This window comes from Sphingomonas sp. BL-S-05, from assembly GCF_055521695.1.
In genome coordinates, this window is record NZ_CM145499.1 from 2,083,802 (window position 1) to 2,110,106 (window position 26,305).

General features: G+C 66.0%; 29 protein-coding genes. 13 read left to right on the top strand and 16 right to left on the bottom strand.

Translation table 11 applies throughout. From position 1 onward, the window contains the following. Window positions 1–37: 37 nt before the first annotated feature. Window positions 38–1,141, bottom strand: a complete 1,104-nt coding sequence (locus ACZ1JS_RS09700; RefSeq protein ID WP_465165897.1) for a GNAT family N-acetyltransferase — start codon at window positions 1,139–1,141, stop codon at window positions 38–40. A 90-nt stretch (window positions 1,142–1,231) separates the two neighbouring features. Between ACZ1JS_RS09700 and ACZ1JS_RS09705 the strand changes: the two genes are divergently transcribed. The 3 genes from ACZ1JS_RS09705 (at window position 1,232) to ACZ1JS_RS09715 (ending at window position 4,335) form a co-directional block, all read left to right on the top strand. Further along, window positions 1,232–1,693 carry a DUF2721 domain-containing protein gene (locus ACZ1JS_RS09705; protein WP_242116737.1) on the top strand — a complete coding sequence of 154 codons (462 nt, stop codon included), beginning with the start codon at window positions 1,232–1,234 and terminating at the stop codon, window positions 1,691–1,693. Beyond that, window positions 1,690–2,097 carry a DUF4345 domain-containing protein gene (locus ACZ1JS_RS09710; RefSeq protein ID WP_465165898.1) on the top strand — a complete coding sequence of 136 codons (408 nt, stop codon included), beginning with the start codon at window positions 1,690–1,692 and terminating at the stop codon, window positions 2,095–2,097. The genes ACZ1JS_RS09705 and ACZ1JS_RS09710 overlap by 4 nt, the downstream gene beginning before the upstream one ends. Window positions 2,098–2,436: 339 nt before the next feature. Then, complete coding sequence (locus ACZ1JS_RS09715) at window positions 2,437–4,335, top strand: ribonucleoside-diphosphate reductase subunit alpha (protein WP_465165899.1); 1,899 nt, start codon at window positions 2,437–2,439, stop codon at window positions 4,333–4,335. Between the two features lie 148 nt (window positions 4,336–4,483). Here ACZ1JS_RS09715 and ACZ1JS_RS09720 read toward each other — a convergent pair whose 3' ends face one another. Beyond that, the gene (locus ACZ1JS_RS09720; protein WP_465165900.1) at window positions 4,484–4,762 is read right to left on the bottom strand and encodes a DUF2171 domain-containing protein; all 279 of its coding nucleotides are present in this window, start codon (window positions 4,760–4,762) and stop codon (window positions 4,484–4,486) included. A gap of 53 nt (window positions 4,763–4,815) precedes the next feature. On the opposite strand from ACZ1JS_RS09720, the gene ACZ1JS_RS09725 reads away from it, so the two are divergent. From ACZ1JS_RS09725 to ACZ1JS_RS09735, 3 genes are read left to right on the top strand one after another with little or no spacing between them, the layout of a single operon-like run. After that, a complete protein-coding gene (locus ACZ1JS_RS09725) occupies window positions 4,816–5,016 on the top strand; it encodes a hypothetical protein (protein ID WP_465165901.1) in 201 nt (66 codons plus the stop codon). After that, on the top strand, window positions 5,013–5,279 hold the full coding sequence (locus ACZ1JS_RS09730) for a hypothetical protein (protein WP_465165902.1): 267 nt from the start codon (window positions 5,013–5,015) through the stop codon (window positions 5,277–5,279). Before ACZ1JS_RS09725 ends, ACZ1JS_RS09730 begins: the two co-directional genes overlap by 4 nt. Window positions 5,280–5,298: 19 nt before the next feature. Next, complete coding sequence (locus ACZ1JS_RS09735) at window positions 5,299–6,348, top strand: ribonucleotide-diphosphate reductase subunit beta (RefSeq protein WP_440488088.1); 1,050 nt, start codon at window positions 5,299–5,301, stop codon at window positions 6,346–6,348. A gap of 279 nt (window positions 6,349–6,627) precedes the next feature. Here ACZ1JS_RS09735 and ACZ1JS_RS09740 read toward each other — a convergent pair whose 3' ends face one another. Further along, window positions 6,628–6,963: an HNH endonuclease family protein gene (locus tag ACZ1JS_RS09740; protein ID WP_465165903.1), complete on the bottom strand. Its 336-nt coding sequence runs from the start codon at window positions 6,961–6,963 to the stop codon at window positions 6,628–6,630. Window positions 6,964–7,132: 169 nt separating this feature from the next. On the opposite strand from ACZ1JS_RS09740, the gene ACZ1JS_RS09745 reads away from it, so the two are divergent. Next, a complete protein-coding gene (locus ACZ1JS_RS09745) occupies window positions 7,133–7,441 on the top strand; it encodes a hypothetical protein (protein WP_465165904.1) in 309 nt (102 codons plus the stop codon). Between the two features lie 196 nt (window positions 7,442–7,637). Here ACZ1JS_RS09745 and ACZ1JS_RS09750 read toward each other — a convergent pair whose 3' ends face one another. Next, on the bottom strand, window positions 7,638–8,270 hold the full coding sequence (locus ACZ1JS_RS09750; protein ID WP_465165905.1) for an outer membrane protein: 633 nt from the start codon (window positions 8,268–8,270) through the stop codon (window positions 7,638–7,640). 317 nt (window positions 8,271–8,587) lie between these two features. On the opposite strand from ACZ1JS_RS09750, the gene ACZ1JS_RS09755 reads away from it, so the two are divergent. Next, window positions 8,588–9,898: an NAD(P)/FAD-dependent oxidoreductase gene (locus ACZ1JS_RS09755; protein ID WP_465165906.1), complete on the top strand. Its 1,311-nt coding sequence runs from the start codon at window positions 8,588–8,590 to the stop codon at window positions 9,896–9,898. Window positions 9,899–10,180: 282 nt separating this feature from the next. Here ACZ1JS_RS09755 and ACZ1JS_RS09760 read toward each other — a convergent pair whose 3' ends face one another. Beyond that, the gene (locus tag ACZ1JS_RS09760) at window positions 10,181–10,483 is read right to left on the bottom strand and encodes a hypothetical protein (RefSeq protein ID WP_465165907.1); all 303 of its coding nucleotides are present in this window, start codon (window positions 10,481–10,483) and stop codon (window positions 10,181–10,183) included. An 11-nt stretch (window positions 10,484–10,494) separates the two neighbouring features. Next, window positions 10,495–13,350, bottom strand: coding sequence for a M16 family metallopeptidase (locus tag ACZ1JS_RS09765; protein WP_465165908.1), 2,856 nt, complete (start codon window positions 13,348–13,350; stop codon window positions 10,495–10,497). 181 nt (window positions 13,351–13,531) lie between these two features. Here ACZ1JS_RS09765 and ACZ1JS_RS09770 point away from each other — a divergent pair, with 181 nt between their 5' ends. Then, window positions 13,532–13,687 (top strand): hypothetical protein, encoded by a 156-nt coding sequence (locus tag ACZ1JS_RS09770; RefSeq protein ID WP_465165909.1) that lies wholly within the window; start codon window positions 13,532–13,534, stop codon window positions 13,685–13,687. 77 nt (window positions 13,688–13,764) lie between these two features. Beyond that, complete coding sequence (locus ACZ1JS_RS09775; protein ID WP_465165910.1) at window positions 13,765–14,220, top strand: hypothetical protein; 456 nt, start codon at window positions 13,765–13,767, stop codon at window positions 14,218–14,220. Window positions 14,221–14,223: 3 nt separating this feature from the next. Here ACZ1JS_RS09775 and ACZ1JS_RS09780 read toward each other — a convergent pair whose 3' ends face one another. Continuing rightward, window positions 14,224–15,222, bottom strand: a complete 999-nt coding sequence (locus tag ACZ1JS_RS09780; RefSeq protein WP_465165911.1) for a hypothetical protein — start codon at window positions 15,220–15,222, stop codon at window positions 14,224–14,226. After that, the gene (locus ACZ1JS_RS09785) at window positions 15,219–15,995 is read right to left on the bottom strand and encodes a glycosyltransferase family A protein (RefSeq protein WP_465165912.1); all 777 of its coding nucleotides are present in this window, start codon (window positions 15,993–15,995) and stop codon (window positions 15,219–15,221) included. The genes ACZ1JS_RS09780 and ACZ1JS_RS09785 overlap by 4 nt, the downstream gene beginning before the upstream one ends. Before the next feature lie 77 nt (window positions 15,996–16,072). Here ACZ1JS_RS09785 and ACZ1JS_RS09790 point away from each other — a divergent pair, with 77 nt between their 5' ends. Beyond that, a complete protein-coding gene (locus ACZ1JS_RS09790; protein WP_465165913.1) occupies window positions 16,073–17,128 on the top strand; it encodes a glycosyltransferase in 1,056 nt (351 codons plus the stop codon). Next, window positions 17,125–17,895: a glycosyltransferase family 2 protein gene (locus ACZ1JS_RS09795; RefSeq protein ID WP_465165914.1), complete on the top strand. Its 771-nt coding sequence runs from the start codon at window positions 17,125–17,127 to the stop codon at window positions 17,893–17,895. The genes ACZ1JS_RS09790 and ACZ1JS_RS09795 overlap by 4 nt, the downstream gene beginning before the upstream one ends. A 187-nt stretch (window positions 17,896–18,082) precedes the next feature. Here the strand turns inward: ACZ1JS_RS09795 and ACZ1JS_RS09800 are convergent, their stop codons facing one another. The 7 genes from ACZ1JS_RS09800 to ACZ1JS_RS09830 form a co-directional block, all read right to left on the bottom strand. Then, window positions 18,083–18,280 carry a sulfurtransferase TusA family protein gene (locus ACZ1JS_RS09800; protein ID WP_465165915.1) on the bottom strand — a complete coding sequence of 66 codons (198 nt, stop codon included), beginning with the start codon at window positions 18,278–18,280 and terminating at the stop codon, window positions 18,083–18,085. After that, the gene (gene der / locus ACZ1JS_RS09805; protein WP_345877466.1) at window positions 18,277–19,650 is read right to left on the bottom strand and encodes a ribosome biogenesis GTPase Der; all 1,374 of its coding nucleotides are present in this window, start codon (window positions 19,648–19,650) and stop codon (window positions 18,277–18,279) included. The genes ACZ1JS_RS09800 and der overlap by 4 nt, the downstream gene beginning before the upstream one ends. A gap of 181 nt (window positions 19,651–19,831) precedes the next feature. Further along, window positions 19,832–21,163 (bottom strand): outer membrane protein assembly factor BamB family protein, encoded by a 1,332-nt coding sequence (locus tag ACZ1JS_RS09810; RefSeq protein ID WP_465165916.1) that lies wholly within the window; start codon window positions 21,161–21,163, stop codon window positions 19,832–19,834. 28 nt (window positions 21,164–21,191) lie between these two features. After that, window positions 21,192–21,896, bottom strand: a complete 705-nt coding sequence (locus tag ACZ1JS_RS09815; RefSeq protein ID WP_465165917.1) for a tetratricopeptide repeat protein — start codon at window positions 21,894–21,896, stop codon at window positions 21,192–21,194. Window positions 21,897–22,254: 358 nt separating this feature from the next. Then, a complete protein-coding gene (panB, locus tag ACZ1JS_RS09820; RefSeq protein WP_465165918.1) occupies window positions 22,255–23,115 on the bottom strand; it encodes a 3-methyl-2-oxobutanoate hydroxymethyltransferase in 861 nt (286 codons plus the stop codon). A 23-nt stretch (window positions 23,116–23,138) separates the two neighbouring features. Continuing rightward, on the bottom strand, window positions 23,139–23,579 hold the full coding sequence (locus ACZ1JS_RS09825) for a hypothetical protein (RefSeq protein ID WP_465165919.1): 441 nt from the start codon (window positions 23,577–23,579) through the stop codon (window positions 23,139–23,141). 67 nt (window positions 23,580–23,646) lie between these two features. Further along, window positions 23,647–24,003: an ArsC family reductase gene (locus ACZ1JS_RS09830; RefSeq protein WP_465165920.1), complete on the bottom strand. Its 357-nt coding sequence runs from the start codon at window positions 24,001–24,003 to the stop codon at window positions 23,647–23,649. Window positions 24,004–24,082: 79 nt separating this feature from the next. Here ACZ1JS_RS09830 and ACZ1JS_RS09835 point away from each other — a divergent pair, with 79 nt between their 5' ends. After that, on the top strand, window positions 24,083–24,460 hold the full coding sequence (locus tag ACZ1JS_RS09835) for a VOC family protein (protein ID WP_465165921.1): 378 nt from the start codon (window positions 24,083–24,085) through the stop codon (window positions 24,458–24,460). Between the two features lie 3 nt (window positions 24,461–24,463). Here ACZ1JS_RS09835 and ACZ1JS_RS09840 read toward each other — a convergent pair whose 3' ends face one another. Further along, window positions 24,464–26,212 carry a methyl-accepting chemotaxis protein gene (locus ACZ1JS_RS09840; RefSeq protein WP_465165922.1) on the bottom strand — a complete coding sequence of 583 codons (1,749 nt, stop codon included), beginning with the start codon at window positions 26,210–26,212 and terminating at the stop codon, window positions 24,464–24,466. Window positions 26,213–26,305: the final 93 nt, after the last annotated feature.

Consider the following 26,305-nt stretch of genomic DNA (forward strand, 5'->3'; position numbering starts at 1 on the left):
GATACGCGACCGGTCGGCAACGTCGGGGATGATTCGCCTAATCCCCATCCGCGACGGGCGGGTTCGATGCCTGACCCTGCATCGCCCAGCGCTTCGCCAGCAGACGCCCTGCCAGCGCGGGCAGGCCGGGCCGCAGGAACAGCCAGTCGCGGATCGCCGGCCCCGGTTCAGCGCCGATCAGCCGCTTATACCCGCTATCGCCCGCACCCCAATCGACCCGGGTGATGCCGTCGGCGACGGCGCGGACAAGATTGCGGTAATAGAGCAGCTTTCCCGGCGACCGCTGGCGGAAGGCGACGTCATAGCTGTTGGCGATCGCGAATTTATGGGTGCCGGCGTTGATGTCGAACGAGAAGGCGGCGGGCTTGCCGTCCATCCGCAGCAGCGCGACCCACAGCATGTCGGCCAGCACCGGATCGCCGACGACCGATCGCCAGAACCGGCCATGCCCCTCCAGGGTGAATTTGGCGTCGCTGCCATCGGTCCGACTGTTCAACCAGCTTGCCCGTTCGACGGCGGCGAGGTCGTCGAACAGCGCCGGCGTCCAGTCGGCACCGCTGGCGAACGACCAGTCGGGTTCGCCGAGCGCCGCCAGATGCTTTTCGTTGAAGCGATTCTTGCGCAGCGTCGACAGGCGCGGCCAGGCGCCCTCCGCCTGGCGCGCGGTGATGTCGAGCAGATAGCTGTCGGCGATGAAGCGCGGCATGGCCCGCCAGCCGCTCGCCCAGGCGGCGTCCAGCAGCCCCTGCAGCATCGGATCATCGTCATAGACCGGACCCAGCCGGAACCCGCGCACCCGCCGCCCCGCCTCGCCCAGCAGCGCCGCGAAGTCGTCGGGGCCGGCGTCCTGCGCGACGGGTCCGCTGCGGAACGGCCAGTAGCAGCCGGGCAGTTGCGCCATGCCCAACGGGGCCGGCCCGAGCCCGATCAACGGCAACGCCAGCATCGGCTGCCCACCGCGTTCGACCAGCAACGTCCGCGCCGTGCCGCCATAGGTATCGAGCGCCGCCACATACCATTGGCGCCGCAGGAAACGATGCGTCTGGACCGCCGATGCCGCGACCTTGTCGATCGCGTCGGGCAATTCGTCGGTCGTTCGGGCGACCGGTGGGGAAGTACGCAGCAACATGGGCATCATCATGCCGACAACCCGTTACGATTGGGTAGCGATCCGGCGTCGCAATCCCTGCGCAACCTTGCCCGCCCCTTCCGCCCACGGCATAGCAGGCGCGTGGAATTCGCACCTGTCCTGTCGACCGTCGCCAAGACGATCCAGACCGCTATCGCGCCGGTCTTCCTGCTGGCCGGGATCGGCGCGATCCTGAACGTCATGGTCGGGCGGCTGGCGCGGATCGTCGACCGGGCTCGTGACCTCGAGAAGCTGCATCCGTCCTCGACCGGGCCGGAGCATGAACGCCACGTATTCGAATTGCGGCTGCTCGACCGGCGCATCCGGGTCATCAACAATGCCGTGTTCCTGGTCGTATTGTCGGCGGTCGCCAACTGTACCGTCGTCGCGATGCTGTTCATCGCCGAGTTGCTCGACCTCGGGCTGGGCAAGGCGGTGGCGATCGCCTTCGTCCTGTCGATGGTGCTGTTGATCGGCGGGCTGGTCTGGTTCCTGTTCGAGGTGCGGATGTCGGTCCACGCGATCCGGGTGCGTGCCGAATTGCTGGAACGCGAACGCAAGTGACCGCGCGCGGCGAACGGACGCTGTTGCAGACGGCGGTCGCGATCGTCTGCGCCGTACCGCTGATGGTTTCCACGCTCGGCATCGTGCGCGGCGCGGCATGGTTGCAACCGGCCCCGGCGACCGATCTCGACAGTCACTTCCGCTATCTCTCCGGCATCTTTCTGGTGATGGGCCTCGCCTTTCTTACCTGTATCCCCGCGATCGAATCGAAGACCGCGCGGTTTCGATTACTTGGCGCGATGGTCGTGGGTGGTGGACTGGCGCGGCTGGTGTCGCTCGCTGGCGTCGGCGTGCCATCGCCGGGACATTTGCTGGGCCTGTGTATCGAGCTGATCGTCGTGCCGCTGCTGCTGCTGTGGCAGATGCGCGTCGCGCGGCGATACCGCTTGGCCGCCGCCACATAAAGTTCCGCACGGAAACCCGATTCCAGGCGATCATATTTTTCTGCGTTCACGAAAAGTTCGCTTGCATTTCACGAACCCGGCGGATCGCCGTGCGTCGCGTATCTCCGCCCGCCCGAATGCCGCCAATGCCCGGCGTGAATGAAAAATTTGCCGTCTTGCGCACCGCCCGCTTTCCTACAATTAGTGGTGGCGAACGCGGGGGAGGCGCTACCGATAGTGTGTAACCCGCTGGAACCTCCAGTGCCGCCAACGCTTGTCAACAGGGATGGCGTGCGCGGACGTTCCGCAGAAATCGACAGGGGTTAGCGCCCCGTGCTAGAACACAAAAGGAACGGGACGATGACCTTCCAGGATAGTCAGGATGCCCAGATGAACGAGTTGCAATTCGCCGATCCGGCCCCCGCCGCCCCGGCCCCGGAACGTACCAGCCGCACGGTCGACGCGCTGCTGCACGCGGTCGAGGTCGATCATTCGCGCGACGCGCTGCTGACCGATTTCGGCAAGGACACGCTGAAGGATCGCTATCTCCTGCCCGGCGAATCATATCAGGATTTGTTCGTGCGCGTGGCGTCGGCCTATGCCGATGACGCCGCCCATGCGCAGCGGCTGTACGACTATATCTCGAAGCTGTGGTTCATGCCTGCCACGCCGGTCCTGTCGAACGGCGGCACCGGACGCGGCCTGCCGATCAGCTGCTATCTCAACTCGGTCCCCGACAGCCTGGAGGGCATTGTCGAGACGTGGAACGAGAATGTGTGGCTGGCGTCGCGCGGCGGCGGCATCGGCACCTATTGGGGGAGCGTGCGCGGCATCGGCGAGCCGGTCGGGCTGAACGGCAAGACCAGCGGCATCATCCCGTTCGTCCGCGTGATGGATTCGCTGACCCTCGCCATTTCGCAGGGGTCGCTGCGGCGCGGTTCGGCCGCCTGCTATCTCGACATCAGCCATCCGGAGATCGAGGAGTTCCTCGAAATCCGCAAGCCCAGCGGCGACTTCAACCGCAAGGCGCTGAACCTGCATCACGGCGTGCTGATCCCCGACGCCTTCATGGAGGCGGTGCGCGACGGCGCCGAATGGGAGCTGAAGAGCCCCAAGGACGGATCGGTCCGCGGCAAGGTCGATGCGCGGTCGCTGTTCCAGAAGCTGGTCGAGACCCGTCTCGCCACCGGTGAGCCGTACATCGTGTTCAGCGACCATGTGAACAACACGATGCCCAAGCATCACCGCGATCTGGGCCTCAAGGTTTCGACCTCGAACCTGTGCAGCGAGATCACGTTGCCGACCGGCAAGGATCACCTCGGCAACGACCGCACCGCCGTGTGCTGCCTGTCGTCGCTGAACCTCGAAACCTGGGACGAATGGAACGGCGACAAGCGCTTCATCGAGGACGTGATGCGCTTCCTCGACAATGTGCTGACCGACTATATCGAGCGTGCGCCCGACGAGATGGCCCGCGCGCGCTATTCGGCGAGCCGCGAGCGGTCGGTCGGCCTTGGCGTCATGGGCTTCCACTCGTTCCTGCAGGCGCGCAGCCTGCCGTTCGAGGGGGCGATGGCGAAGGCGTGGAACCTGAAGATCTTCCGCCACGTCAACGCGCAGGTGAACGAGGCGTCGATGCACCTCGCCAACGAGCGCGGCCCCTGCCCCGACGCGGCCGATATGGGCGTGATGGAGCGGTTCAGCTGCAAGATGGCGATCGCGCCGACCGCGTCGATCAGCATCATCTGCGGCGGCACCAGCGCCTGCATCGAACCGATCCCGGCGAACATCTATACCCACAAGACGCTGAGCGGATCGTGGTCGGTCAAGAACCCGTATCTCGAAAAGCTGCTGATCGCGAAGTCGAAAAACAGCGATGCGGTGTGGAACACGATCCTCGAGCGCGGCGGATCGGTCCAGCATCTCGATTTCCTCAGCCAGGAAGAGAAGGACACGTTCAAGACCAGCTTCGAGATCGACCAGCGCTGGCTGCTCGAACTGGCCGGGGACCGTGCGCCGTTCATCGACCAGGCGCAGTCGCTGAACCTGTTCATCCCGGCCGATGTCGAGAAGTGGGACCTGCTGATGCTCCATTATCGCGCATGGGAGCTGGGCATTAAATCGCTCTATTATCTGCGGTCGAAGTCGGTGCAGCGCGCCGGGTTCGCCGGCGGGGTCGAGGCGGACAACACGTCCGAACTGGCCAAGTTCGATCTGGGCGAAAGCACCGACTATGATGAGTGCTTGGCCTGTCAGTGAGCGGGCGGCATCGATTTGCGTGAGCAAATCGATGACTCGCCACGGCGGGCAGCGGGGTCGCGCAGCGAACCCTTCTGACGGCGTGGCGGAACAGGTCACGAAAAAGGGGGCCGAAAGCCCCCTTCCCCGTCGCAAATCGAGCGATCGATCAGATGGCGCTGCCATCCTCTTCGGTTTCGAACGTCACCGCGACGTCGGCGTTGGCGGACAGGCGGACGGTATTGCCCTCGACCTCGGCTACGAGGCCGCCATCGATATAATGGTGATGCCCTGCATGCGAACCGCCTTCTGCACCTTCGACTTCCGCGCCGCTGTCCTTCTTGGTCAGCTTGATGCGGTCGCCTTCGACGCGGTCGACGGTGCCGACATGGACGCCGTCGGCGCCGATGACTTCGGCATGTTCCTGGATGTTGCTGAGATCGGCCATGTTCATTCTCCGTTGGGGGCGGCGGTCAAACGCATGTCCCGGCAGTTGGTCGCATGACGCAGAACGTACTCATCATGTTGGCCGTTGCGCTGATCGCGGTCGTGGTCGGCCTTTGGCTGCTGCTGCGCCTGCGGTCGCGGGCGACGCAGCAGAGCCGCTATGCGCATGGCATGGTCGGGATGATGGCGCTGGCGCTCGGGATCATCCTGGCGATCTTCGGGATCGCGCAATGGTCGTGGAGTAGTGGCACATGAGCGGTACGCTATTTCTGACGGTGGTCACTTTCGTCTGCATCGGTTCATTTCTGAACGGGTTGCGGTTCATGCGGATGCGAAACAACCCGTGGGCTGATCGCACCGTCGTCGGGCAACCCATATCGGGTAGCGATTGGTCGATGGTCCAGATCAAACGGTTTGGTCTGGCGCAGATGATTGCTGCGCCGATTTTCTGGCTGTTCGCAGCCGCTTTATCTTTCGGAATGCTACCCGCTGAAGGCATTCATCCCATTCAATTCTAAGTTTCCCCGGAGTAACCTCATGTCGCTCACCGAAGCCCGCAAGCAGTACAAGCCGTTCGAATACCCCTGGGCGTTCGATTTCTGGAAGCGTCAGCAACAGATCCACTGGATGCCCGAAGAGGTGCCGCTGGGCGAGGATTGCCGCGACTGGGCGCAGAAGCTGACCCCGCATGAGCGCAATTTGCTGACGCAGATCTTCCGCTTCTTCACCCAGGCGGATGTCGAGGTGCAGGACTGCTATCACGAAAAGTACGGCCGCATCTTCAAGCCGACCGAGATCAAGATGATGCTCGCCGCCTTCTCCAACATGGAGACGGTGCATATCGCGGCGTACAGCCACCTGCTCGACACGATCGGCATGCCCGAGAGCGAATATGGCGCCTTCCTCGAATATAGCGAGATGAAGGACAAGCACGACTATCTGCAGAATTTCGGGGTCGACACCGACGAGGATATTGCCAAGACGCTGGCGATGTTCGGCGGCTTCACCGAAGGGCTGCAGCTGTTCGCGTCGTTCGCGATGCTGATGAACTTCCCGCGCTTCAACAAGATGAAGGGCATGGGGCAGATCGTGTCGTGGTCGGTCCGCGACGAGAGCCTGCACTGCGAAGGCATCATCAAGCTGTTCCACGCCTTCTGCAAGGAACGCGACTGCCTGACCCGCTCGGTACGCGACGACATTGCCGACATGTGCCAGACGACGGTGCGGCTGGAGGACAATTTCATCGACCTGGCGTTCGAAATGGGGCCGGTCCACGGCATGACCGCCAAGGAAATCAAAAAATATATCCGCTACATCGCCGATTGGCGGCTGGGGCAGCTGGGCATGAAGCCGATCTACCTGATCGACGAGCATCCGCTGCCGTGGCTGGCGCCGCTGCTGAACGGCGTCGAGCATGCGAACTTCTTCGAACAGCGTGCGACCGAATATTCGAAGGCGGCAACGCGCGGCAATTGGAACGAGGTCTGGGAAGGCTTCGACAAACGCCAGAAGGCGAAGGTCGTGGCACCGGCGAACGAGGAAGCCAGCGGGATGGGCGACATGTTCGGCGGCGTGGCGGCGGAATGAGCGCCGGGCAAGCGGCAGCGTAAGCTGCCGCGAGCCTCGAGACGCGATCGGCCGGCGGCGCCCCAAGCGCCGATCGACGGCAGGGGCTTTGCCCGCGCCGGCCGCCCAAAGTTCACGAAGTTCACACTTGCACGCGGTTTGCGCGCACTGCGTTCCGACTTGTCAAAGAGCGAGGGTCGCGACGACCCGGCAGCATGATGGCGACCGTCCATCGTGTAGGACAGTGCGAATGTCGCTCTGCCTGCGCGGGAACGACGCGAGGGGCGGCAGCGAATGCGCTCAACGCCCCCGCCGCACCGGCACCCGGAAGTCGGCAGGCTTGTCGGCGACCCATTTGACGAACTTCGCAACCGCCGGAACCTCGCGCAGTGTGTCGAGGTCGGCAAGCGGACCGGCAAGGTCGGCGTTGGTCGCGCTGGCATGGATGGTGCGGTGGCAGATCGGGTGGACGGGAACGGTCTCGCGGCCGCCCTCGCTCTTGGGCACGCGGTGATGCCATTCGACCTGGACGCCGATCGGGCGGCGGCAGAGCGCGCAGGTCAGCGGCTCGACCACGCGTGCGGCGAGCGCTTCGGCCGCCGCCAGTCCTGCCTTGCGCTTCACGCGTCCGGCCATTGCCTGCTCCCGTTCATTGGCCCAAGATCGGCATGCACGATCGATCCGGCAAGACCGTCGAATATGGCAAGTCACCATTCGTCCGTAGATAGATGAACGGCAGATGAAGGAACCGCGATCAAGCCATATGGGTTCTTCCCCGGCAAGTTCTGATCCAGGGAGAACCCGCATGAACCGCCTTCCATTACTGATCGCCGCAGCTGCAACTGCCTGCATCGCGACGCCGTCGCTGGCCAAGGACCGGTCGGTCCCGGTCTATTCGGACTATAACCCCTATTATCTCGATTATAAGACCGACATCTCCGAAGCGAAGCGCGAGCTGCGCAAGGATTTGCGACGCGCCAAGGATGCGTCGTCGCGCGAGGATGCGTGGCACGAATATCGCCGCGAAGTCGCCGATGCCGAACATGATTTCCGCAAGGAAATGGCCGAGCGCGGCATGATCGTCCGCCGCGGTCGGGTGACCGTCGAAGAATAAGCCTTCCCGTCGTCCTACGGGAATCAGCCGCCGGGTTCGCGCCCGGCGGCTTTTTCTTTGCGAACGATATAGCGCCCCGCCCGAGCGGGTCGTGCGAAAAAGAAAAAGGCCCCGAGCCGATGCCCGGAGCCTCTGTCTCTACGCAGTTACCGGGGCGGATCCCGATACGCCGGACCCGCCCGAACCGGGCCGATGCTTAGAAGTGGGTGGTCAGACCCAGCATCGGACGGAAGCTGTGCGCCGAACCGAAGGTCGACACTTCACCGCGCAGGCGGACGCCCGAGTTGCCGGTGATGCCGCCCAGACCGATGTCCTTCGGACCGACTTCGAAACCGGCGCCGTAGGTCATTTCGTGATAGTCGCGGCTGGCGGTGCCGAACCGGTCGAAATTGACCCAGCGATAGCCGACCTTGCCGTAGATCAGGCCCGAATCACCCGCACGGAAGCCGAAACGGCCGGCCGCGCCGTAATCCCAATCGATATCGCCCGACACGCCCTTCGAGACGCTGCCCTCGGCACCGACGAACACCGGACCCAGCGGAACGTTGAAGCCGACAATCCCTTCGACCAGCGCGCCGTTGAGTTTGTCGTTACGGGCGACCTGCGGAATGCCGGCCTTGGTGGCTTCGGAGTCGAACTGCTCCCAACCGCCCATGACCGCGATATACGGTTCGAAACCGATGCCGCTGGTGCCGTCGGGTGCGGTCACGGCAGGGGCCGGTTCGGTGGTGGTCGTCGTGTCCTGCGTCGTGGTCGACATGTCCTGCGCAAAGGCGGGAGCGGCGACGAAAGCGGCGGCAGCGGCAGCGACAGTGAAAAGCTTACGCATACAAAACCTCATCAGCGTTTACGGTCCCGGCGTCGAAGCTGCGCCGGTTTGTCCGTGGCCCCTCTGAACCCCGAACCGCGGCGGCGGTTGCATTGCATCGCAACAGGAACGTCACGAAACCGGATACTGTGTTATAACGGCAACGGTATCTTGCAGCCGGATGAACGAACCGTGGCGAAGCTGCCCGGAACAAGGTGGTAATAAGGCAGCGGTGGTGCGGCATGGCGGCAACGCGGCGCAACGAAGGACGCGCCGAATTGTTGGTGATCCGGTCGCACCATGCGGCCGGACCCGCGAAAAGGAGGGATGGAGGCCATATGCGACCCCATATCATCATCCTCGGTGCCGGCTTTGGCGGGATCGCCGCGGCGCAGGCGCTACGGAAAGCCGATGCCGATGTGACGCTGATCGACCGGACCAACCACCATCTGTTCCAGCCACTACTCTACCAAGTGGCCGGTGCCGCCCTGTCGCCCGCGGACATTGCGACCGCCAATCGCGCCCTGCTGCGTCGCAATAAAAACACGCGCATATTGATGGCGGAGGCGAGCGGGATCGACGCGGCTGCGAACGAACTGTGCCTCGCCGATGGGCGGCGGTTGCGCTTCGATTACCTGATCGTGGCGACCGGCGCCGGATATAGCTTCTTCGGCAATGATGGCTGGCGCGACCATGCGTTCGTGCTGAAATCGATCGACGACGCGCTGGCGATCCGCGCGGCGCTGCTCGGTGCGTTCGAACGGGCGGAGCAATGCGACGATCCGGCCGAGTTGCGACGGTTGCTGACCTTCGCCGTGGTCGGCGGCGGGCCGACCGGTGTCGAACTGGCCGGTACCATCGCCGAACTGGCGCGCACGACGCTGGCGCGCGATTTCAGCCGGGTCGATCCGCGCGCGACGCGGGTCGTATTGTGCGAGATGGGCGACCATATCCTCAACGCGTTCGACCCGAAGCTGTCGCAGGCGGCGCGGGAGATGCTGGAGTCGCTGGGCGTAGAGGTGCGGACCGGCGAAAAGGTACAGGCGATCGACGAACGCGGACTGACGGTCGGCGATCAGCGGATCGACGCGGCGGCAGTGCTATGGGCAGCGGGAACCGAAGCGCGACCGGCAGCGGCGTGGCTGTCGGCCGATGCCGCAAAAAATGGCGCGGTGAAGGTACGCCCCGACTGTTCGGTGCCGGGGCACCCCAATATCTTCGCGATCGGCGACGTTGCCAGTTTCGACGCAGACGACGGCCCCCTGCCCGGCCTGGCCCCGGTCGCCAAGCAACAGGGGCATTTCGTCGGCAGGCTGCTCGCGGCGAAGGTGGCCGGGCGTAACCCCGACGACCGGTTCCACTATCGCGATTACGGAACGATGGCGGTCATTGGCCGGTCGCGTGCGGTGGCGGAGATTGCGGGCTTGAAGCTCAAGGGCTTCATCGCATGGCTGGCATGGTCGCTGGTCCATCTGATGCTGCTGGTCGATTTCCGCAGCCGCATGTCGGTCTATGTCCATTGGGCGTGGTCGTGGTTCACCTATGGCCGGGGCGCGCGGTTGCTGACCGGCTATGCGCCCGATCCGGGAGAGACGCCGCGCGCGGCGGTGTTGCCGGAGATCGAGGCGGAAGTGCGGGCGGCGGAGTAGCGGCTCGGAACCGTTTCTCCTCTTGCGAAGGCAAGAGCTTCGCGACGGTCCTCTACCGCTCCCCGAATCTGCCGTACCCCCGCGGAGGCGGGGGTCCAGAGCCAAGTAAAACAAAGGTTTGCGCTTTCGGCCTTGGGTCCCCGCCTCCGCGGGGACACGGTTCGGCTGGTTGTCGTAGACATCTTACCTGCGAAGATAAGGTTTGCGGCAACAGCACCACCAAACGCAAACGGCCCGCCCGCATTGCCTGCGGACGGGCCGTTTCTCTTACGTCGGGACCGTTCAGCCGACGCGGTTGCCCGCCATCGGGAAGCTGCCGAACGCACCCGCGCCGACCGTGCCGGAGATGGTGTCACCATCGACGGTCGCTTCGCAGTCGAGCGTCATCGGCATCGGCACGACGATCGCGACCTTCCACGACAGCTTGTCGCCATCGACCTTGCCGTCGGTGATCTCGGTCGATCCCATCGCGCCGGTATAGGTGCCGGTGAAGGTGCTGCCGTCGCTCTTGACGTTCAACGTCGCCTGCTGGTCGCCCATCGGCGACTTGGTGATCGTGTTCCAGCTGCCATCGACATTCGCCATCTTCGCTCTCCTTACTTCGCCGCGGCGGCCGGGGCGGACGGCGGCGTTGCCGACACCACCTCCACCGGCAGGCCCAGCGCGTCAAGCTGTGGGCGAACGACCTTGGCATCGCCGACCACCACATAGACGAAGCGATTGGGGTCGAGCGCCGCGCGTGCCGCAGCGTCAAGCTGGGCCGGAGTCAGCGCACGATATTTTTGCGGCAGCGTCGCCTGATAGTCGTCCGGGCGGCCGAGGAAGTCGTTGGACCGCATCGCGCTCAACACCGCACCCGACGTTTCGTAGGTCCCGGCCAGCTGCCGCGTCTCGCCATCGATCGACCGGCGGAATTCGACCGGGGTCACCCCGTTGGTCCCGAGGAAGCCGTTAATCTGTTCGCGCAGCGACGCGATGGCCGGGCCGGTCTTGTCCGCCTGCACCGGTGCGTTGATGACGTAGGGCACCGCATTCTGCATCAGGCGGTAACCGCCACCCGCGCCGTACGACCAGTGCTTGGCCTCCCGCAGGTCCATGTTGATCCGGCTGAGGAAGCCCGAGCCGAGCACGGTGTTGGCGGTGGTCGCGGCCAGCGTGTCCGACTTCGCCTGCACCGGCGTCATCTGTCCGGCAACGATCAGCGACTGCGGCGAATTCGGCCGGTCGACCAGCACGATCTTCGGCGTGGTGGTCGCGCGCTGTGCCGGGAAGCTCTTGGTGCCCGCCGCACCGGTCGCCTGCCAGTTGCCGAGCGAGGCGTTGAGCGCCGCCTGCACCTCTGCCAGCGGACGGTCGGACACGACGAAGACCTTCGCCTTGTCCGGGCGCAGCCAGGCATTTCGCCACGCGATCAGGTCGTCGCGCTTCAGCGACGCGACCGCCACCGGATCGCCGACCCCCGCCGCCAGCTTGGCATAGGGGCTGTCGGCGCCATAGAGGAGCGGCGGCAGCGTCATGTCGGCCAGCCCCTGCGGGTTGGTGCGCTGCTGCCCGATCTGCGCCATCACCTGCCCGCGCACGCGCTCCAGTTCGTTCGCGTCGAACGCCGGGTTGCGCAGCACGTCGGCGAACAGCATCGTCGCGCTGTTCAGATTGGCGCTGGGCGCGACGAAACCGATCGTCGTCTGATCGGCGGCATTGCCGCCGCCCATCTGCATGCCGAGCTTTTCCTTGGCCTCGGCCAATGCGATCGAATTGCGGGTGGTGGTGCCTTCGTCGATCAGCGACAGCGTCATGCCGGCGGTGCCGAGCTTGCCCGCCACATCGGCGGCGGTGCCCGCATCGAACACCATGTCGACCTGCGTCACCGGCACGGCGGTACGCTGGGCATAGACCAGTTCCATGCCGTTCGACAGGCGACTGCGCACGACCTTCGGGAATTGCAACGTACCGCCCGAGTCGGCGACGCCCGGCATCGCGCCGCGCGTTCCCTTGAACGCGGTTTCGGGGGCGGCGGGCGCGGCCGGGGTGGCGGCGACCGCCTTGGCCTCCTCATAGCCCTCGCGCTCGCCCTTCTCGACGATCAGCGTATAGGCGGGGCGCGACATCCACTTCTGCGCGGCGGCACGGGCACGCTCGGGCGTCATCGTCGCCAGCGCGTTCAGCTCCTTCTTGTAGAAGCCCGGATCGTTCGAATACAGCTCGCCCGACGCCAGCGTCACCGCCTTGCCGCCGAAGCCGCCGACCGACTCCAGCCCGCCGATGGTGCTCGAAACCTGCGTCGTGGCGACGCGCGCGACTTCGTCGGCGGTGGGACCGGTGCGGAGATAATCGGCGATCATCTGGTCCAGCTTCGCCTCGACGAGCTTTTCATCGACGCCCGGCCGCACGATCGCGCGGACGATCAGCATGCCGGCCTGCGCCAGCGACTGGACGCCGGCCGATACCTGCACGGCGAGCTTGTCCTTCTTGACCAGTTCATTGTCGAGCCGTGACGAGGCAAGCCCGCCGAACGCGCTCATCGCGACGTCCAGTGCCGGCGCGTCGGGATCGTTCAGACCCGGCACCGGCCAGACCTTCATGATCATCGTCGCGGCGACGTTGTCCTTCATCACCTCGCGCACCGGGGCGGCAAGGGTCGGCACCGCGATCTTGGGCAGGACCGATTCCGGCCCCTTGGCGATCTTGCCGAAATATTTCTCGACCAGCGGACGCGCTTCCTTGGCGTCGATGTCACCGGCCAGCACCAGCACCGCATTGTTCGGGCCATAATGGCTGCGGAACCAGTTCTTGACGTCCTCGAGGCTGGCGGCGTCGAGATCGGCCATCGAACCGATCACCGAATGGCGATAGGGGTGGCCGACGGGAAAGACGCCCTCGGTCATCTTGTAGCGGACGAGGCCATAGGGCTGGTTGTCGCCCTGCCGCTTCTCGTTCTGCACGACGCCGCGTTGTTCATCGAGCACGCCCTGCGTCACCGCGCCGAGCAGATAGCCCATGCGATCGGATTCGAGGAACAGCGCGCGGTCCAGCGCCGCCTTCGGCACCGTCTCGAAATAATTGGTGCGGTCGTAGCTGGTGGTGCCGTTCAGGTCGGTCGCGCCGATCGAGCGCAGCGGATCGAAGAAATCGCCCGGCGCATTCTCCGACCCGTTGAACATCAGATGCTCGAACAGATGCGCGAACCCCGTCTTCCCCTCGGGCTCATGCTTCGACCCGACATCGTACCATACGGACACAGCAACAATCGGCGCCTTGCGATCGGTGTGGGTGATGACGGTCAGGCCGTTGGGCAGGGTGAATTTCTCGTACGGGATGTTCACCGGCGCGACCAGCGCCGACAGCGGCGCGGCCTTGATCGGCGCGGGCGCAGTCGCCGTGGACTGGGCGGACGCACCGGCCCCGACGAGTGCCGTGGACGCGAGCAGGACGGACGCGACGGTACGAAACATGGAACCCCCATTATCGATAAACGGAATGACGGTGTATGGGCTGGCATTGTAACACGCAAGCACGATGACGTTGCCGATCGCCCTCCCCATTCTTACGCGTATGTAACTTATAATGTCTTCGGAGCGAACGGCCGTTTAGGCGGTTTTCATCGCGCAAACGGTGATTATGTTGCGACGCGCCATGACTATTCCATTCGAAACGCTTCGCACGATGCTGCCGATGGCCGAACAGTTCGACCGCCTTCTGGCGATCGGGTGGGAGGATATTGGCGGGGTCGTCCTGGCCGTGGGAGGCATCGTCTTCCTGACGGCGATCGGGGCACTGCGTTCGCGCTGACCCCCGCACGGCAATTATTGCCGTGTCGCAACATTTCCCCGGACATGTGTTGGTCCCGGAAGAAAGGTAAGAGTTTCATGATCCGATCGATGTCGGCCCTGTTGGCCGGAGCGATGTTGGCTGCGTGCGGAACGTCGGCCAATACCGTGCCGGCCGGGAATGCGGCGGAGCGCGTCGACCTGCGTCATCTGGTCGAAACCGACGTGGCCGGCAACGGGATCGAACGCTATCCATTGGAAGGTACGGTAATTCCGACGCCTTCGGATGATCAGTCGCGTTACGAATTGCTCCGCCAGCGCAAGACCGCTGCTGGCACGACGATCGCGATCCTGCGCCAGCAACGTGGCGACCGCTTCGTCTATGCCCGCACCGAACTCGATTGCGAACGCGACCTGTTCCATGTCGTCGGGGTCGCCGACACCCGCGCGCATGTCGAAACCAATGTCGCGCATGACGGGCCGCTCCGGTCGACCGCGGGCCTGCCGCTGCGGCAGGAACTGTCGCGGTTCATCTGCCAGCGCGCGGAAGCGTAACCGCTATTCGCCCGCCGGCGGCACCGCCGGCGTGGCGACTTCCGCCTCGAACGCCGGATCGGGAACTGCCTCGGGCAAGGCACCGCGCCGGCGTTCGAAGCTGGTGAGCAGGAAGAACAGCAGGTTGCTGCCCTGGGTCAGCGCTCCGCCCGCCAGCAGCAGTCCCGCCATCGCCGCGCGCGGGCCATCGATGATATGACTCATCTCCAGCGCGGCCGACAGGAACAGCAGGTCGCGATTGGGCACGATCGGCAGGCGGCTGATGACCATTTGCACGGTCAGGAACGTGACCCACACCGTCCATGCCTGCCCCGGCAGCACCACCGCCCATTGCGTCGCCTGTAGCAGGACGACGACCAGGATGCGGGCGACGTGAATTGCCAGCACGGTGGCGGCGACGCGCCACGGTACCGACAGGATCTGGTTGCGCAGGCGCAGCAGCAATGGGGTAAGGAACGCCGCGACCAGCAGCCCGGCAAGGATCATGCCCCCCGCCGAATGCAGCCAGTCGGCGATCCACTTCGCCCGACCGGTCGCCATGAAGACGATCAGCAGCCCGGAGGTGATCGCCGCCGACGCGAGTGCCGAGAGGATCGCATTGTCCTTGATCGCCAGCAGCAGGGTCTTGGACGCAATGCCGAGCCGCTGCCGGGCCCAGACGAACAGATACAGCTCGCCAGAATAGCCGACGAATGCCGAGTTAAAGACCCGTTTGCGCACGAACACCGGCAGCGCGCCGGGCAAGGGCCGACCGAGCAGGCGGCGGAAGATCCAGACCTCCGATACCGGCAGCGCCATGAACATCACGACGAACAGGATATAGAACCACGGCGTGCGGGGCAGCGCCGCGGCGACGTTGCTCCACCCGATCGCGCGAACCTTCAGCACCAGCCATAGCAGCACGCCGACGAAGAACAGGGCGCGAAAGACCTTGCCCAATCGCGCCGCTGCCGGGGTCTGCGACCAGTCGTGCAGCCGCTGCCCGCGTTCGGCGAGGGTCAAGCGAATACTCCCGTACGACGCGAGTCGGCGACGAACGCTTCGAATGCGGCGCGGGTATCGGGATCGAGGCGGAAGCGCGAATGACGCCACTTGCCGCCGGGCAGCAGCGAACGCAGCGCATATTCGATCGCGGCGGCGGGCGTGTTGCGCACCCGGCGTTCGAAATGCGTCCGCTCCCAGGTGTTCGACCCGTGAAAGGCGCGGACGAACAGGCCGGGCGCGTCGAGGACGCCGACCCGGTCGAGCGGCCAATGGGCCAGGAAGTCGGTATCCTCGCCGCGCCGCTTTTCGGGATAGCGCGCGGTCGGGTCGGCGCGATGGACGATGCTGCCCGGTACGCCCGGTTCCAAGGTGCCGACATAGGGATGGTCGAACCAGTCGGGCGCGTCGAGATGCATCAGCGTGCCGCGCAGGACGCAGGCATCCCTGCCCTGCTCCAGCACCGCGACCTGCCGCGCCAGCCGATCGGGATGATACCAGTCGTCGTCATCCCATTGCGCGACGATGGCCCCGCGTGCGAGGTCGAGTGTCCGGTTGCGGAGACGTCCGAGCGTGGTTTCGGGGGTCTTGGCGACGCGGTCGTAGATCAGCCGGTCGGCGGGAATGTCGGCGAACAGCGCCGTATAATCCTGCTCGCCGTCATCGACGACGACCAGTTCGCGGTTCGCCCAGCGTTGCCGCAGGAAACAGTCGACCGCCCGCCGCGCCAGCGCGGCCCGGTTCGCGGTCACCATCACGCAGCTTACCCGCGCGCCGTCATCCGACCAGTTCATCGCCAGCGCCTTAGCCGCAGCATGCGCGATCGACAATCGGGTGGCGCTGTCGCCGATGCGCTGGTAGCCGGACGGCGATGCGGATCATCTTCGTCCTGACCTATCCCAGCCATCACGGCGTCGCCGATACCGACGAATGGCTGCGCTGGGACAATCGCGACAAGCGGATGCCTGGTATCCTGACGGAAATGGGCGTCGACAGCGAGTTGTGGGCGCTGGCCCCCGCGCCGCTGAATACCGTTGCGGCACTTGACGGGGTCGCCCCCTACCCCATCCGGCTGTTCGCGCCGTCGAACCCTGCCGCCAAGACCCGCGATCAGGTGAGCGACGCGATGATCGCCGCGGCGCGGGCCGATCCGGCTGACCTGTTCGTGCTGGTCGGCAGCAATGGCGGCGCCGGGTTCGACCTGTTCGACCGGGTATTACGACCCGAGCGGCGGCGCTTCGCGGTCATCATCGGCGGCGATTATTGGAGCCGGATCGTGCCGCATGCCGCCTTCGTCTTTCCCGAGACGTCGGTGCAGGAGGTAAAGCTGACCCGGCCGGGCTGGCGATTCTGGCGGCGGTCGGTGCCGGCGGCGCGGATGCAGCGGCTGCCCAAGACGATCGATACCGACCGCTTCGCGCCGATGGCGACCGAGAAGCGGTATGACGTGATCGCGACCAGTCGGTTGAGCCCGTACAAGAAGTTCGACGAAATCGCGGCGCTGGGCGAGACGATGCGCGTGGCGGTGATCGGCGACGGGCCGCAGGCGGCGGAACTGCGCGGGCGCTTTCCGCAGGTCGCTTGGCTGGGGCACGTCCCCAATGGTCAGGTGCCCGCGATGCTGGCGCAGGCGCGGCTGTTCTTCCATGCCGGGCGGCGCGACTATTTCCCGCGCGCCATCCCGGAGGCGATGGCGTGCGGACTGCCGGCGGTGGCGTTCGACGACCGGATCGGGACCGACGTGATCCCGCCCGATTGCGGCCTGCTGGTCGGCGATGGCGATTATCGGCAGCGGGTGGCGGCATTGCTGGCCGATCCTAATCGGCTCGACGCAATGGGCAGTGCGGCACGGGTGCATGCGGTGGCGACGCATGGGCGGCGATCGTCGCAGGCGGCGTGCCGGAAGCTGATCGAGGTGGCGGGGTGACCCGCTGGACCTTCGTCATCGCCTATTACAACGAGGCGGACTATCTGCCCGCCACGCTGGCGGCGTTGGCCGAGCAGACGGTGCCGTTGCGGCTGGTGCTGGTCGACAATGGATCGACCGACGGGTCGGACGCGATTGCGCGGGACTTTGCCGCGCCGGAGATCGAGGTGGTGAACCTGTCCGAAGCGCGGCCGGGGAAGATCCATGCGCTGGAAGCGGCGATGGCCGAGCTGACCACCGAGTTCTGCGCGTTCGGCGATGCCGATACCTTCTACCCGCCGCACTATCTGGCCGAGGCCGAGCGGGCGTTCGATGCCGATCCCGACGTGGTGGCGGTGATGGCGTTGGGGGTCGATGCGTCGGGGCAACCGTTGCGGCGGGCGATCTATGCGGGACTGATCACCAAAATCCTGCCGAAGCAGACGCATACCGGCGGTTATGGACAGGCGTTCCGAACCAGCGCGCTGACCGAGGCGGGCGGTTTTTCGGAGAAGCTGTGGCCCTATGTCCTGCTCGACCACGAAATCATGCAACGCGTCGCGAAGCTGGGCCGTATCGTCTATCCCTATGCCTTCTGGGCAAAACCCTCTCCGCGCCGGTCGGATCGGCGGCGGGTGCGCTGGACGCTCGCAGAACGGCTCTTGTACCACGCGACGCCGTTTGCGGCGAAGGACTGGTATTTCTATCGCTTCCTTGGGCCGCGACTGAAGGCGCGAGGGATTACGCATTTGAATTTACGGGATAAACCCTGGGAAGCGAAGCCGTAGGCCGGTCCAAAGTTCACGAAGTTCACACTCGTGCGCGTTTTGTGGTGTGGCAGGTTTGCCTTTGGGCGAGGCGGGCTGGCGGTGAGAAGGAGCGCCCACCGGTATCGCACGGTCGGGCGGTTGTAGGACAGCCAGCGCCCAACCTCTTCCGTACCCCCGCACAGGCGGGGGCGTGGCAGCGCGGACGTTACCGTTCAGCCCGAAACCGGCCTTCGCTTACGACCGCCAGCCTTGCCCCGACCGCTGCCGCCGCGCTGGCCAGTTCGCCGCCGGCCCTCGGATCGTCGGTCTCGATCTCGACCAGCGTCGCCCCGTCGCGCAGTGCCTTGGCCAGACGGATCGCCGGCCACGGGCAACGCATGCCGCGGGCGTCGATGCGGATCACTTGCTATGGTCGAAGGGGTTTTTGGGCGCCCGCAGGTTCAGGCGCACTGGCACAGCGCCGAAGCCGAATTCCTTGCGCAAGCCATTGACCAGATAGCGCTTGTAGCTTTCGGGCAGCTGGTCGACGCGGGTGCCGAACAGGACGAAGCTGGGCGGGCGGGTCTTGTTCTGGGTGATGTAGCGCATCTTGATGCGCTTGCCGCCGGGTGCGGGCGGCGGGTTGGCCTCCAGCGCTCGGTCGAACCAGCGGTTGAGCTGGCCGGTCGAGACACGGCGCCCCCATGCCTCGCGGGTTTCGAACGCGGCCTGCATCAGCACGTCGAGCCCCTTGCCGGTCGCGGCCGACACGGTCAGCAGCGGCACGCCCTTGGCCTGCGCCAGCCCCTCGTCGAGCGCGCCCTTCACCCCGTTGAACAGCGACGAGGCGTGTTCGGCGATGTCCCATTTGTTGAGCGCGATCACCAGCGCCCGGCCCTCTTGCAGCACGCGATCGGCGATCTTGATATCCTGTAGTTCGAGGCCGCGGGTACCGTCGAGCAACAGCACCACCACCTCGGCAAAGTCGATCGCGTGGAGGGCGTCGGCGACGGAGAGCTTTTCGAGCTTTTCCTGCACCCGCGCCTTCTTGCGCATCCCCGCCGTGTCGATCAGCCGGACGGGGCGGACGCGGCCATCGGGGGCGGTCCAGTTCCAGTCGACCGCGATCGAATCGCGGGTAATGCCGGCCTCTGGGCCGGTGATGAGCCGGTCTTCGCCGAGAAAGCGGTTGATGAGCGTCGATTTGCCCGCATTCGGACGGCCGACGATCGCGAGCTTCAGAACCGCGGTTTCGGGGTCATATTCGCCCTCTTCCTCGGGTTCGGGCTCTTCCTCGCGCTCGATATAGGGCTGGAGCGCTTCGAACAGGTCGGCGACGCCCTCGCCATGTTCGGCGGACAGCTGGACCGGATCGCCGAACCCCAGCGCCAGCGATTCGAGCACGCCATTCTCGCCCGCGCGCCCCTCCGCCTTGTTCGCGACCAGCACGACCGTGCCGTCGGCCGAGCGCAGCCAACGGGCGATTTCCTCGTCCAGCGGGGTGATGCCGGCACGCGCGTCGATCATGAACAAGGCGACATCGGCCATCTCGACCGCCGCCTGCGTCTGCATCCGCATCCGGCCCGGCAGCGTCGCGGCATCCTCATCCTCGAACCCCGCGGTGTCGACGATGGTGAAGTCGAGGCCGAGCAGCGTCGCCTGCCCCTCGCGGCGATCGCGGGTCACCCCCGGCTGATCGTCGACCAGCGCCAGCCGCTTGCCGACCAGCCGGTTGAACAGCGTCGACTTGCCGACATTGGGACGGCCGATGATGGCGACGACGGGTAAAGCCATGGGAATTCCTGGGGTGCGGGGTTGCCGCCGAGTGTAGGGGGTAAGGGAGGTTGGGTCGAGGGTGTTGCCTCCCCAACGTCGTTCCCGCGCAGGCGGGAACCCATATACGCCAACGCAGCGCCTCCATCGGGAGCGCTGCGTTTATGGATCCCCGCCTGCGCGGGGATGACGACGGGTGTCGTTATTTCCAGGCGGTCAGTTCACCCGCATCGTCGAGCAGATACAGCACGCCGTTCGCGACGACCGGCGACAGGGTGTAGCCGGCCTTCGACCGCGTTTCCTGCGTCGTGGTGATGGTGCCATCGGCGGTCGACACCGACACCAGCTGCCCTTCAGTATTGGCGAGGAGCAGGCGGTTGCCGGCAAGGATCGGGCCGACCCAGCCGATCGGATTCTTGCGCTTCTTCAGGTTGCGGAAGCCGGGCAGTTGCTGGACCCAGCGCAGCTTGCCGCTGCCGCGCGAGATGCACAGCAGGCGGGCATCGTCGGTGACGACGAAGATCCATTCGCCCGCGACCCATGGCGTCGAGATGCCGGCGAGATTCTGTTCCCACAGCCGCTGGCCCGATGTCAGTTCGAGCGCGACCATGCGCCCGCCCTGCCCGACCGCATAGACGCGGCCATTGTCGATGACCGGTTCGGCGTCGATATCGGCCAGCGCCGACACCGAGGTCGAGGCCGAGGTGCGCGACAGGCTGTCGCCCCACACCGACCGGCCATTTTCATAGCGATAGGCGTTGAGTTCGCCCGAGGAGAATCCGGCGACGACGGTGCCCTGCGCCGAAGCGGGGGCGGCGACGCCGAACACGCCCTGCGATTCGAGGCTGCCCGACTGGGTCCACACGACCTTGCCATCGGCCTGGTCGAGCGCGAACAGCTGATTGTCTTGGCTGACGACATAGACCTGGTTGTTGGCGACGGTCGGGGCGCCACGCAGCGGGCCGCCCGGCTTGGCGCGCCACACTTCCTTGCCGTCCGCCGTGTCGAACGCGACGACATCGCCAAGGCCATCGGTGGCGAAGGCACGGTTGCCGTCGACCGACACGCCGCCGCCGAAGCGCGCGCGCGGGTTCTCGTCGCCCTTGACGGTGCGCGCGGTCCACACGGTCGCACCGGTATCGGCGGCCATCGCGGTGACCATGCCGTTGACGTCGATCACATAGAGCCGGCCATCGGCGACGACCGGTGCGGCGGCAAGGCGGGTGCGGGTATTGCCGCCCTCGATCCGCGCCGACCAGAGCTGGCTGAGCGTATCGCCCAATGCGACATGGCCGATCGACTTGGACGGATTGCCGCCGGGCTGCGCCCAGTTGGCGTTGGTTTCGGGCAGCGGCAGCACGACCTGCAGATTGGCGAGCGCGGGATCGACCTCCGCCAGATTTTCCGAGGCGAGGATCGGCACGCGCTGTCCGACGATCGGGGTGCGCGCCGGGCCCTTGCCCTTCAAGGCGCCGCAACCGCCCAGCAGCGCCAACGCCGCGACCGCCGCCGAGAGTTTGAGATGCGTCTTCATCGAAGGGGTTCCGGAAACTGGAGAGAGGTTATTGCGCGGTGGTCTGGTTGGCCGGCGCGTCGACCGCATCGACGCCCAGCGACCCGGCCATCTGCACCGCGCGCGCGCGCAGCGACTGCGGCACGCCATCGGTCTGCGCGATCAGGGCGAAGGTCTGGCCCGCCTGTTGCAGCTTGTTCTGGCGGAGATAGGCGACCGCGACCATCTCGCCCGCGCTGCCGAGCCACGGGCTGCCCTTGTCGGCCAATCCGCGCAGCCGGTCGATGACCTGTTGCGGTTGCAGGCTGTCATATTCGACCGCGGTCTGGCGGACGAGCGCCATGTCGCGGAACGGCTGTGCCAGCGATTCGTCGGCGGCGACCTTGCCGAAGGCGGCGGCCGCGCCCTTCAGATCGTTCTTCGACAGCAGCAGATCGGCCTGCGTCAGCAGCGCGGTGGCGCGGACCGCGTCGCGATCGGACGTCGTCAGCTTCGCGACGTCGGCCGTGCCCTGCGCGACGCGCCCTTGCGCGATCTCGTCGAGCGCGGTGGCGAGTTGCTCGCCCTGTTCGGCGGCGAGGCTGGTCTGGTGATGCTGCCACCATGTCCAGCCGCCGAACGCCGCCAGCGCCAGCAGCACCGCGGCAATGATCCACAGGCCATAGCGGCGGCCGATCGCCGACATCTGCTCGCGACGCATTTCGTCATCGACTTCGCGGATGAAGGCATCGTTGTTCTGCGGGGTCAACGCCAAGGGAACAGCTCCAGGGGATGGGTCAAGCGCGCTCCTTTAGCCGAGCGTCGATGGAAACGAAAGCGAATGGTCATGGGGCCGCGATGCCGGGGCGGGACCATGGCGGATCGAGGCTGTTCGGGGGATGAACGGCGAGGTTCGTCGCTCCGCCCTTCGTCATTCCCACGGAGAGGAAACTCTTGCGGACGTCCCCTGCACCGTGTCCCCGCGCAGGCGGGGACCCAGAGCCACAGGCGCAAACCACTGTCTTGCTCGGCTCTGGACCCCCGCCTGCGCGGGGGTACGGCGGAGATTGGGGGATGGGCAGCGATTTTCGCAGACGTCACGCGCAGGCGGGAATGACGAGGAGGCGACTGCCTCAATCCTTCGGCGCGTACAGCTGGTCCGGTCCGGGGAAGGCGCGCGATCGGACGTCGGTGGCGTAGGTTTCCACTGCGGTCGAGATGCGCCCGGCAATATCGTCGAACGTCTTCACGAAGCGCGGAGTGCGTTCGAAGAAACCGAGCATATCCTCGGCGACCAGCACCTGCCCGTCGCACTGTGCCGATGCGCCGATGCCGATCGTCGGTACCGATATGCGACGGGTGATGTCGATCGCGATCGGTTCGACCACGCCCTCGATCACCACGGCGAAAGCGCCGGCTTCGGCGACGGCGACCGCGTCGGCGACGATCTTCGCCGCTTCCTCCGGGCTGCGACCGCGCGCGCCATAGCCGCCGAGCTGGTTCACCGCCTGCGGCGTCAGGCCGACATGGCCCATGACCGGTATCCCCCGCTGCGACAGGAAGGCGACGGTTTCGGCCATCGCCGTGCCCCCCTCAAGCTTGACCGCGGCGGCGCCGGTCGCCTTCATCAGCATCGCCGCGCTTTCGAACGCCTGCTGCGGACTGGCTTCATAGCTGCCGAAAGGGAGATCGATCACGACCAGCGCATGATAGCTGCCGCGCACGACCGCCGCGCCATGCGCCGCCATCATGTCGAGCGTGACCGGCACGGTCGAGGGCAGGCCATAGATCACCTGCCCAAGGCTGTCGCCGACCAGCAGCATGTCGCACTGCGCGTCCATCAACTGCGCCATACGCACCGTATAAGCGGTCAGCATCACCAATGGCGTCTTGCCCTTGGCGGCGCGGATGGCGGGGATGGTCAGCCGCTTCATCGGCGCCGGGGTCGGCGTCGCGCGGCTGGTGGCGGTGTCGATGGTGAAGGTCGTGGACATGGCCGTCCCCTAGCGGACCGCCGTCAGCGAAGCCACCCACGGGCATCGGCATGCCGCGCCACCGCGACCTGCAACAGCGCGACGGCGAGGATCGCCAGCGGGAACGGCACGACCGTCGCCGCGCCCTTGGCCGCGATCAGATCAGTCGCGGCGAACACCCAGCCGAACTGAAGGACGACCGCGAGCAGCGACACGACGAACAGGATCGTGGCGAAGCGCCGCCGCAGCAGCAGCGCGATCCCGCCGAGCAACCCGCCCCATGTCGCCAATCCGTAGATCCAGACGAACCAGCCGGGCAGCGCGAGGAAATAGGCGCGGTCATAGTCCGGCATCGCGGCCAGTTGATCCGGCCCGGTCGCGACATGCGCATAGAAGGCGGAGACCCCGGCCGCGCCCCACAAGGTGAACAGCAACGCCACCGCCCGGAACCAAAGCGGCGGCAACCGGAACATCGTGGCAGCCATGTCTCTCCCGCAACCGAATCGCTGCGGTATCGCCGACCGGCCCCCGCACGGTCGGATGATAGCGCAATCAGCCGGTTGCCGACAATCGTTCCGCATACCGATCGGGCTTGAAACCGACCTCGATCCAGTCGTCCGCTACCAGCACCGGACGCCGGATCATCGACGGCTGGGCAAGCATCAGGTCGATCGCACGCCCGGCGTCGAGGTCGGCCTTGTCGGCCTCGGGCAGCTTGCGGAAGGTGGTGCCCGATCGGTTGAGCAGCGCCTCCCAGCCGAGCGCATCGACCCAGCCGGCAAGCACGGCACGGTCGATGCCGGCCTTCTTATAGTCGTGGAAGCGATAGGCGATGCCATGGCCGTCGAGCCAGACGCGCGCCTTCTTCATCGTGTCGCAATTGGGGATGCCGTAGAGGGTCGGGGTCACGGAAAGCCTTTCCGAAGCATGGTGCGGTGCAGGTAGATCGACGCTGGAACGATCGCAACGTCGGTGCGATGATCGTGTCATGCTGCACCATGTCTCGCTCGGAACCTCGGACCTCGACCGCGCCCGGACATTCTACGACCCGGTGATGGCGGCGCTGGGATTGCGGCGGACGCTCGATGTGGCGGCGGCGGTGGGCTATGGTGCGGGGATCACGGTGTTCAGCCTGAACCTGCCCGCCAATGGCCAGCCGGCGAATGCGGGCAACGGCACGCATGTCGCGTTCGAGGTCGAACACCGCGCGGCCGTCGACCGGTTTTTCGCGGTCGCGCTGGCACAGGGTGGCAGCGGTGACGGGCCGCCGGGGCTGCGGCCCGAATATGACGCGCATTATTATGCCGCGTTCGTTCGCGACCCCGACGGCAACAAGATCGAGGCGTTGACCTTCGCCGCCGGCTGAGCGCTACGCCACCGCGCGCAGGCTGCGCGGCTGTTCCCAGCCGGCCTGTTCCGCGACGCTGAACCGGGCGACGTGATGGGTGAGCGCCTCGGCCTCGCTGGCGAGGCTGCGGGCGGCGGCGGTGGCTTCCTCGACCATCGCCGCATTCTGTTGCGTCACCGCGTCCATTTCGCTGACGGCGATGTTGACCTGTTGCAGCCCGGACGATTGTTCGTCGGCGCCGCGGGCGATGGTCGCCACCAGATCGGCAATCTCCGCGATACGGGCGACGATACGTTCGAGCGCGCCGCCGGTCTCACCGACCAGGTTGACGCCGATCTCGACCTGGCTGCCGCTGGCGAGGATGCGCGCCTTGACGTCGTTGGCGGCGTCGGCGGAGCGTTGCGCCAGCGCGCGAACCTCGTTGGCGACGACGGCAAAGCCCTTGCCCGCGTCGCCGGCCCGCGCCGCCTCGACCCCGGCATTCAGCGCCAGCAGGTTCGTCTGGAAGGCGATGCCGTCGATCACGGTGATGATCTCCGAAATCTCGTCCGAGGCGCGCTTGATCCCGCTCATCGCCGTCACCGCCTCGCGCACGATGCGCACGCCGTCCTCGGCATCGCCCCGGGTCGCGATCATGGTGGTGTTGGCCTGTGCCGCGCCCGCGGCGGTGCGGCGAACGGTGGCGGTGATCTGGTCGAGCGCGGCGGCAGTTTCCTCAAGGCTCGCGGCCTGTTGCTCGGTACGGCGCGACAGGTCGTCGGACGCGGTGCTGATCTCGGTCGCGCCGGTGCGGATGCCGCCCGCCGAGCGGGTGACCGAGCGCATCGCATCGGCGACCGCCGTCATCGCCGAGTCGAAATCGCTGCCGATCTTGGCGAAGGCGCCGGTCAGCCGGCCGCCGATCCGCGTGTCGAGCCGTCCGCTCGCGAGCGAATCCAGCCCCGATCCGACCGTGGCGACGACCCGCTGCTGTTCGGCCTCGCGCTCGGCGGCGACGATCGCGGCGCCCCGAAAGGTTTCGAGCGCGGCGGCCATCTCGCCCACCTCGTCGATGCGGTCGCGGCCGGGAATCGGGGTGGCGGTATCGCCGGAGGCCAGCGCGCGCATCCGCGCCGACAGCGCCTCGACCGGTTGCGAGATCGAGCGACCGATGCGGTAGGCGGAGAAGGCGACGACCAGCAGCACGACCAGCGCCAGCGCGCTTTGATACAGTGCCGCGCTCCAGATCGCGCCGTTCACCCGGTCGAGATACACGCCCGACCCGATCACCCAGCCCCATGGCGCGAACCCGGCGACATAGGACAGTTTCGGTTCGTCATGGCTCTTGTCCGGAGTCTTCCACAAATAGCGGACGAAGCCGGCGCCGTGCGCCTTCACGACCTGCGCCATTTCGACGAAATGCGCCTTGCCGGTGGAGTCGCGATTGTTGGTCAGGTCGGTATTGTCGAGTTCGGGCTTGGTCGGGTGCATCAGCATCGTGGGGTGCAGATCGTTGACCCAGAAATATTCCTTCCCCTCGTAGCGCATTTCCCTGAGCGTCGAGAGCGCGGCCCGTTGCGCCTGGGCACGGCTCATCCGGCCGGCGACTTCCTCGCTATGATAATGCACCACGACCGATCGGGCGGTTTCGACCACCTGCCGGGTGTTGCGTTCGATATCGTCCTGCATGATCGCCGAGGTACGGAAGATGCTGATGCAGAGCAGCGCGATCAGTCCGAGCGCCGCAACGACGCCGATCAGGTTGATACGCCCACCGACCTTGAATCTCATGAAATCACCCTTTCCTTTCAGCGTGATGTGCGCGGAAAGACTGAAAATCTCCTTTATCCTCTCGCAACTTCCGCCGATCGGTTCGGGTGCGAC

What these genes read in the sequence shown, in the direction of transcription:
- ACZ1JS_RS09700 (WP_465165897.1), bottom strand. Translation starts at nt 1,141, where the DNA reads ATGATGATGCCCATGTTGCTGCGTACTTCCCCACCGGTCGCCCGAACG.
- ACZ1JS_RS09715 (WP_465165899.1), top strand. Translation starts at nt 2,437, where the DNA reads ATGACCTTCCAGGATAGTCAGGATGCCCAGATGAACGAGTTGCAATTC.
- ACZ1JS_RS09720 (WP_465165900.1), bottom strand. Translation starts at nt 4,762, where the DNA reads ATGGCCGATCTCAGCAACATCCAGGAACATGCCGAAGTCATCGGCGCC.
- ACZ1JS_RS09725 (WP_465165901.1), top strand. Translation starts at nt 4,816, where the DNA reads ATGACGCAGAACGTACTCATCATGTTGGCCGTTGCGCTGATCGCGGTC.
- ACZ1JS_RS09730 (WP_465165902.1), top strand. Translation starts at nt 5,013, where the DNA reads ATGAGCGGTACGCTATTTCTGACGGTGGTCACTTTCGTCTGCATCGGT.
- ACZ1JS_RS09735 (WP_440488088.1), top strand. Translation starts at nt 5,299, where the DNA reads ATGTCGCTCACCGAAGCCCGCAAGCAGTACAAGCCGTTCGAATACCCC.
- ACZ1JS_RS09740 (WP_465165903.1), bottom strand. Translation starts at nt 6,963, where the DNA reads ATGGCCGGACGCGTGAAGCGCAAGGCAGGACTGGCGGCGGCCGAAGCG.
- ACZ1JS_RS09745 (WP_465165904.1), top strand. Translation starts at nt 7,133, where the DNA reads ATGAACCGCCTTCCATTACTGATCGCCGCAGCTGCAACTGCCTGCATC.
- ACZ1JS_RS09750 (WP_465165905.1), bottom strand. Translation starts at nt 8,270, where the DNA reads ATGCGTAAGCTTTTCACTGTCGCTGCCGCTGCCGCCGCTTTCGTCGCC.
- ACZ1JS_RS09755 (WP_465165906.1), top strand. Translation starts at nt 8,588, where the DNA reads ATGCGACCCCATATCATCATCCTCGGTGCCGGCTTTGGCGGGATCGCC.
- ACZ1JS_RS09760 (WP_465165907.1), bottom strand. Translation starts at nt 10,483, where the DNA reads ATGGCGAATGTCGATGGCAGCTGGAACACGATCACCAAGTCGCCGATG.
- ACZ1JS_RS09765 (WP_465165908.1), bottom strand. Translation starts at nt 13,350, where the DNA reads ATGTTTCGTACCGTCGCGTCCGTCCTGCTCGCGTCCACGGCACTCGTC.
- ACZ1JS_RS09770 (WP_465165909.1), top strand. Translation starts at nt 13,532, where the DNA reads ATGACTATTCCATTCGAAACGCTTCGCACGATGCTGCCGATGGCCGAA.
- ACZ1JS_RS09775 (WP_465165910.1), top strand. Translation starts at nt 13,765, where the DNA reads ATGATCCGATCGATGTCGGCCCTGTTGGCCGGAGCGATGTTGGCTGCG.
- ACZ1JS_RS09785 (WP_465165912.1), bottom strand. Translation starts at nt 15,995, where the DNA reads ATGAACTGGTCGGATGACGGCGCGCGGGTAAGCTGCGTGATGGTGACC.
- ACZ1JS_RS09790 (WP_465165913.1), top strand. Translation starts at nt 16,073, where the DNA reads ATGCGGATCATCTTCGTCCTGACCTATCCCAGCCATCACGGCGTCGCC.
- der (WP_345877466.1), bottom strand. Translation starts at nt 19,650, where the DNA reads ATGGCTTTACCCGTCGTCGCCATCATCGGCCGTCCCAATGTCGGCAAG.
- ACZ1JS_RS09810 (WP_465165916.1), bottom strand. Translation starts at nt 21,163, where the DNA reads ATGAAGACGCATCTCAAACTCTCGGCGGCGGTCGCGGCGTTGGCGCTG.
- panB (WP_465165918.1), bottom strand. Translation starts at nt 23,115, where the DNA reads ATGTCCACGACCTTCACCATCGACACCGCCACCAGCCGCGCGACGCCG.
- ACZ1JS_RS09825 (WP_465165919.1), bottom strand. Translation starts at nt 23,579, where the DNA reads ATGGCTGCCACGATGTTCCGGTTGCCGCCGCTTTGGTTCCGGGCGGTG.
- ACZ1JS_RS09835 (WP_465165921.1), top strand. Translation starts at nt 24,083, where the DNA reads ATGCTGCACCATGTCTCGCTCGGAACCTCGGACCTCGACCGCGCCCGG.
- ACZ1JS_RS09840 (WP_465165922.1), bottom strand. Translation starts at nt 26,212, where the DNA reads ATGAGATTCAAGGTCGGTGGGCGTATCAACCTGATCGGCGTCGTTGCG.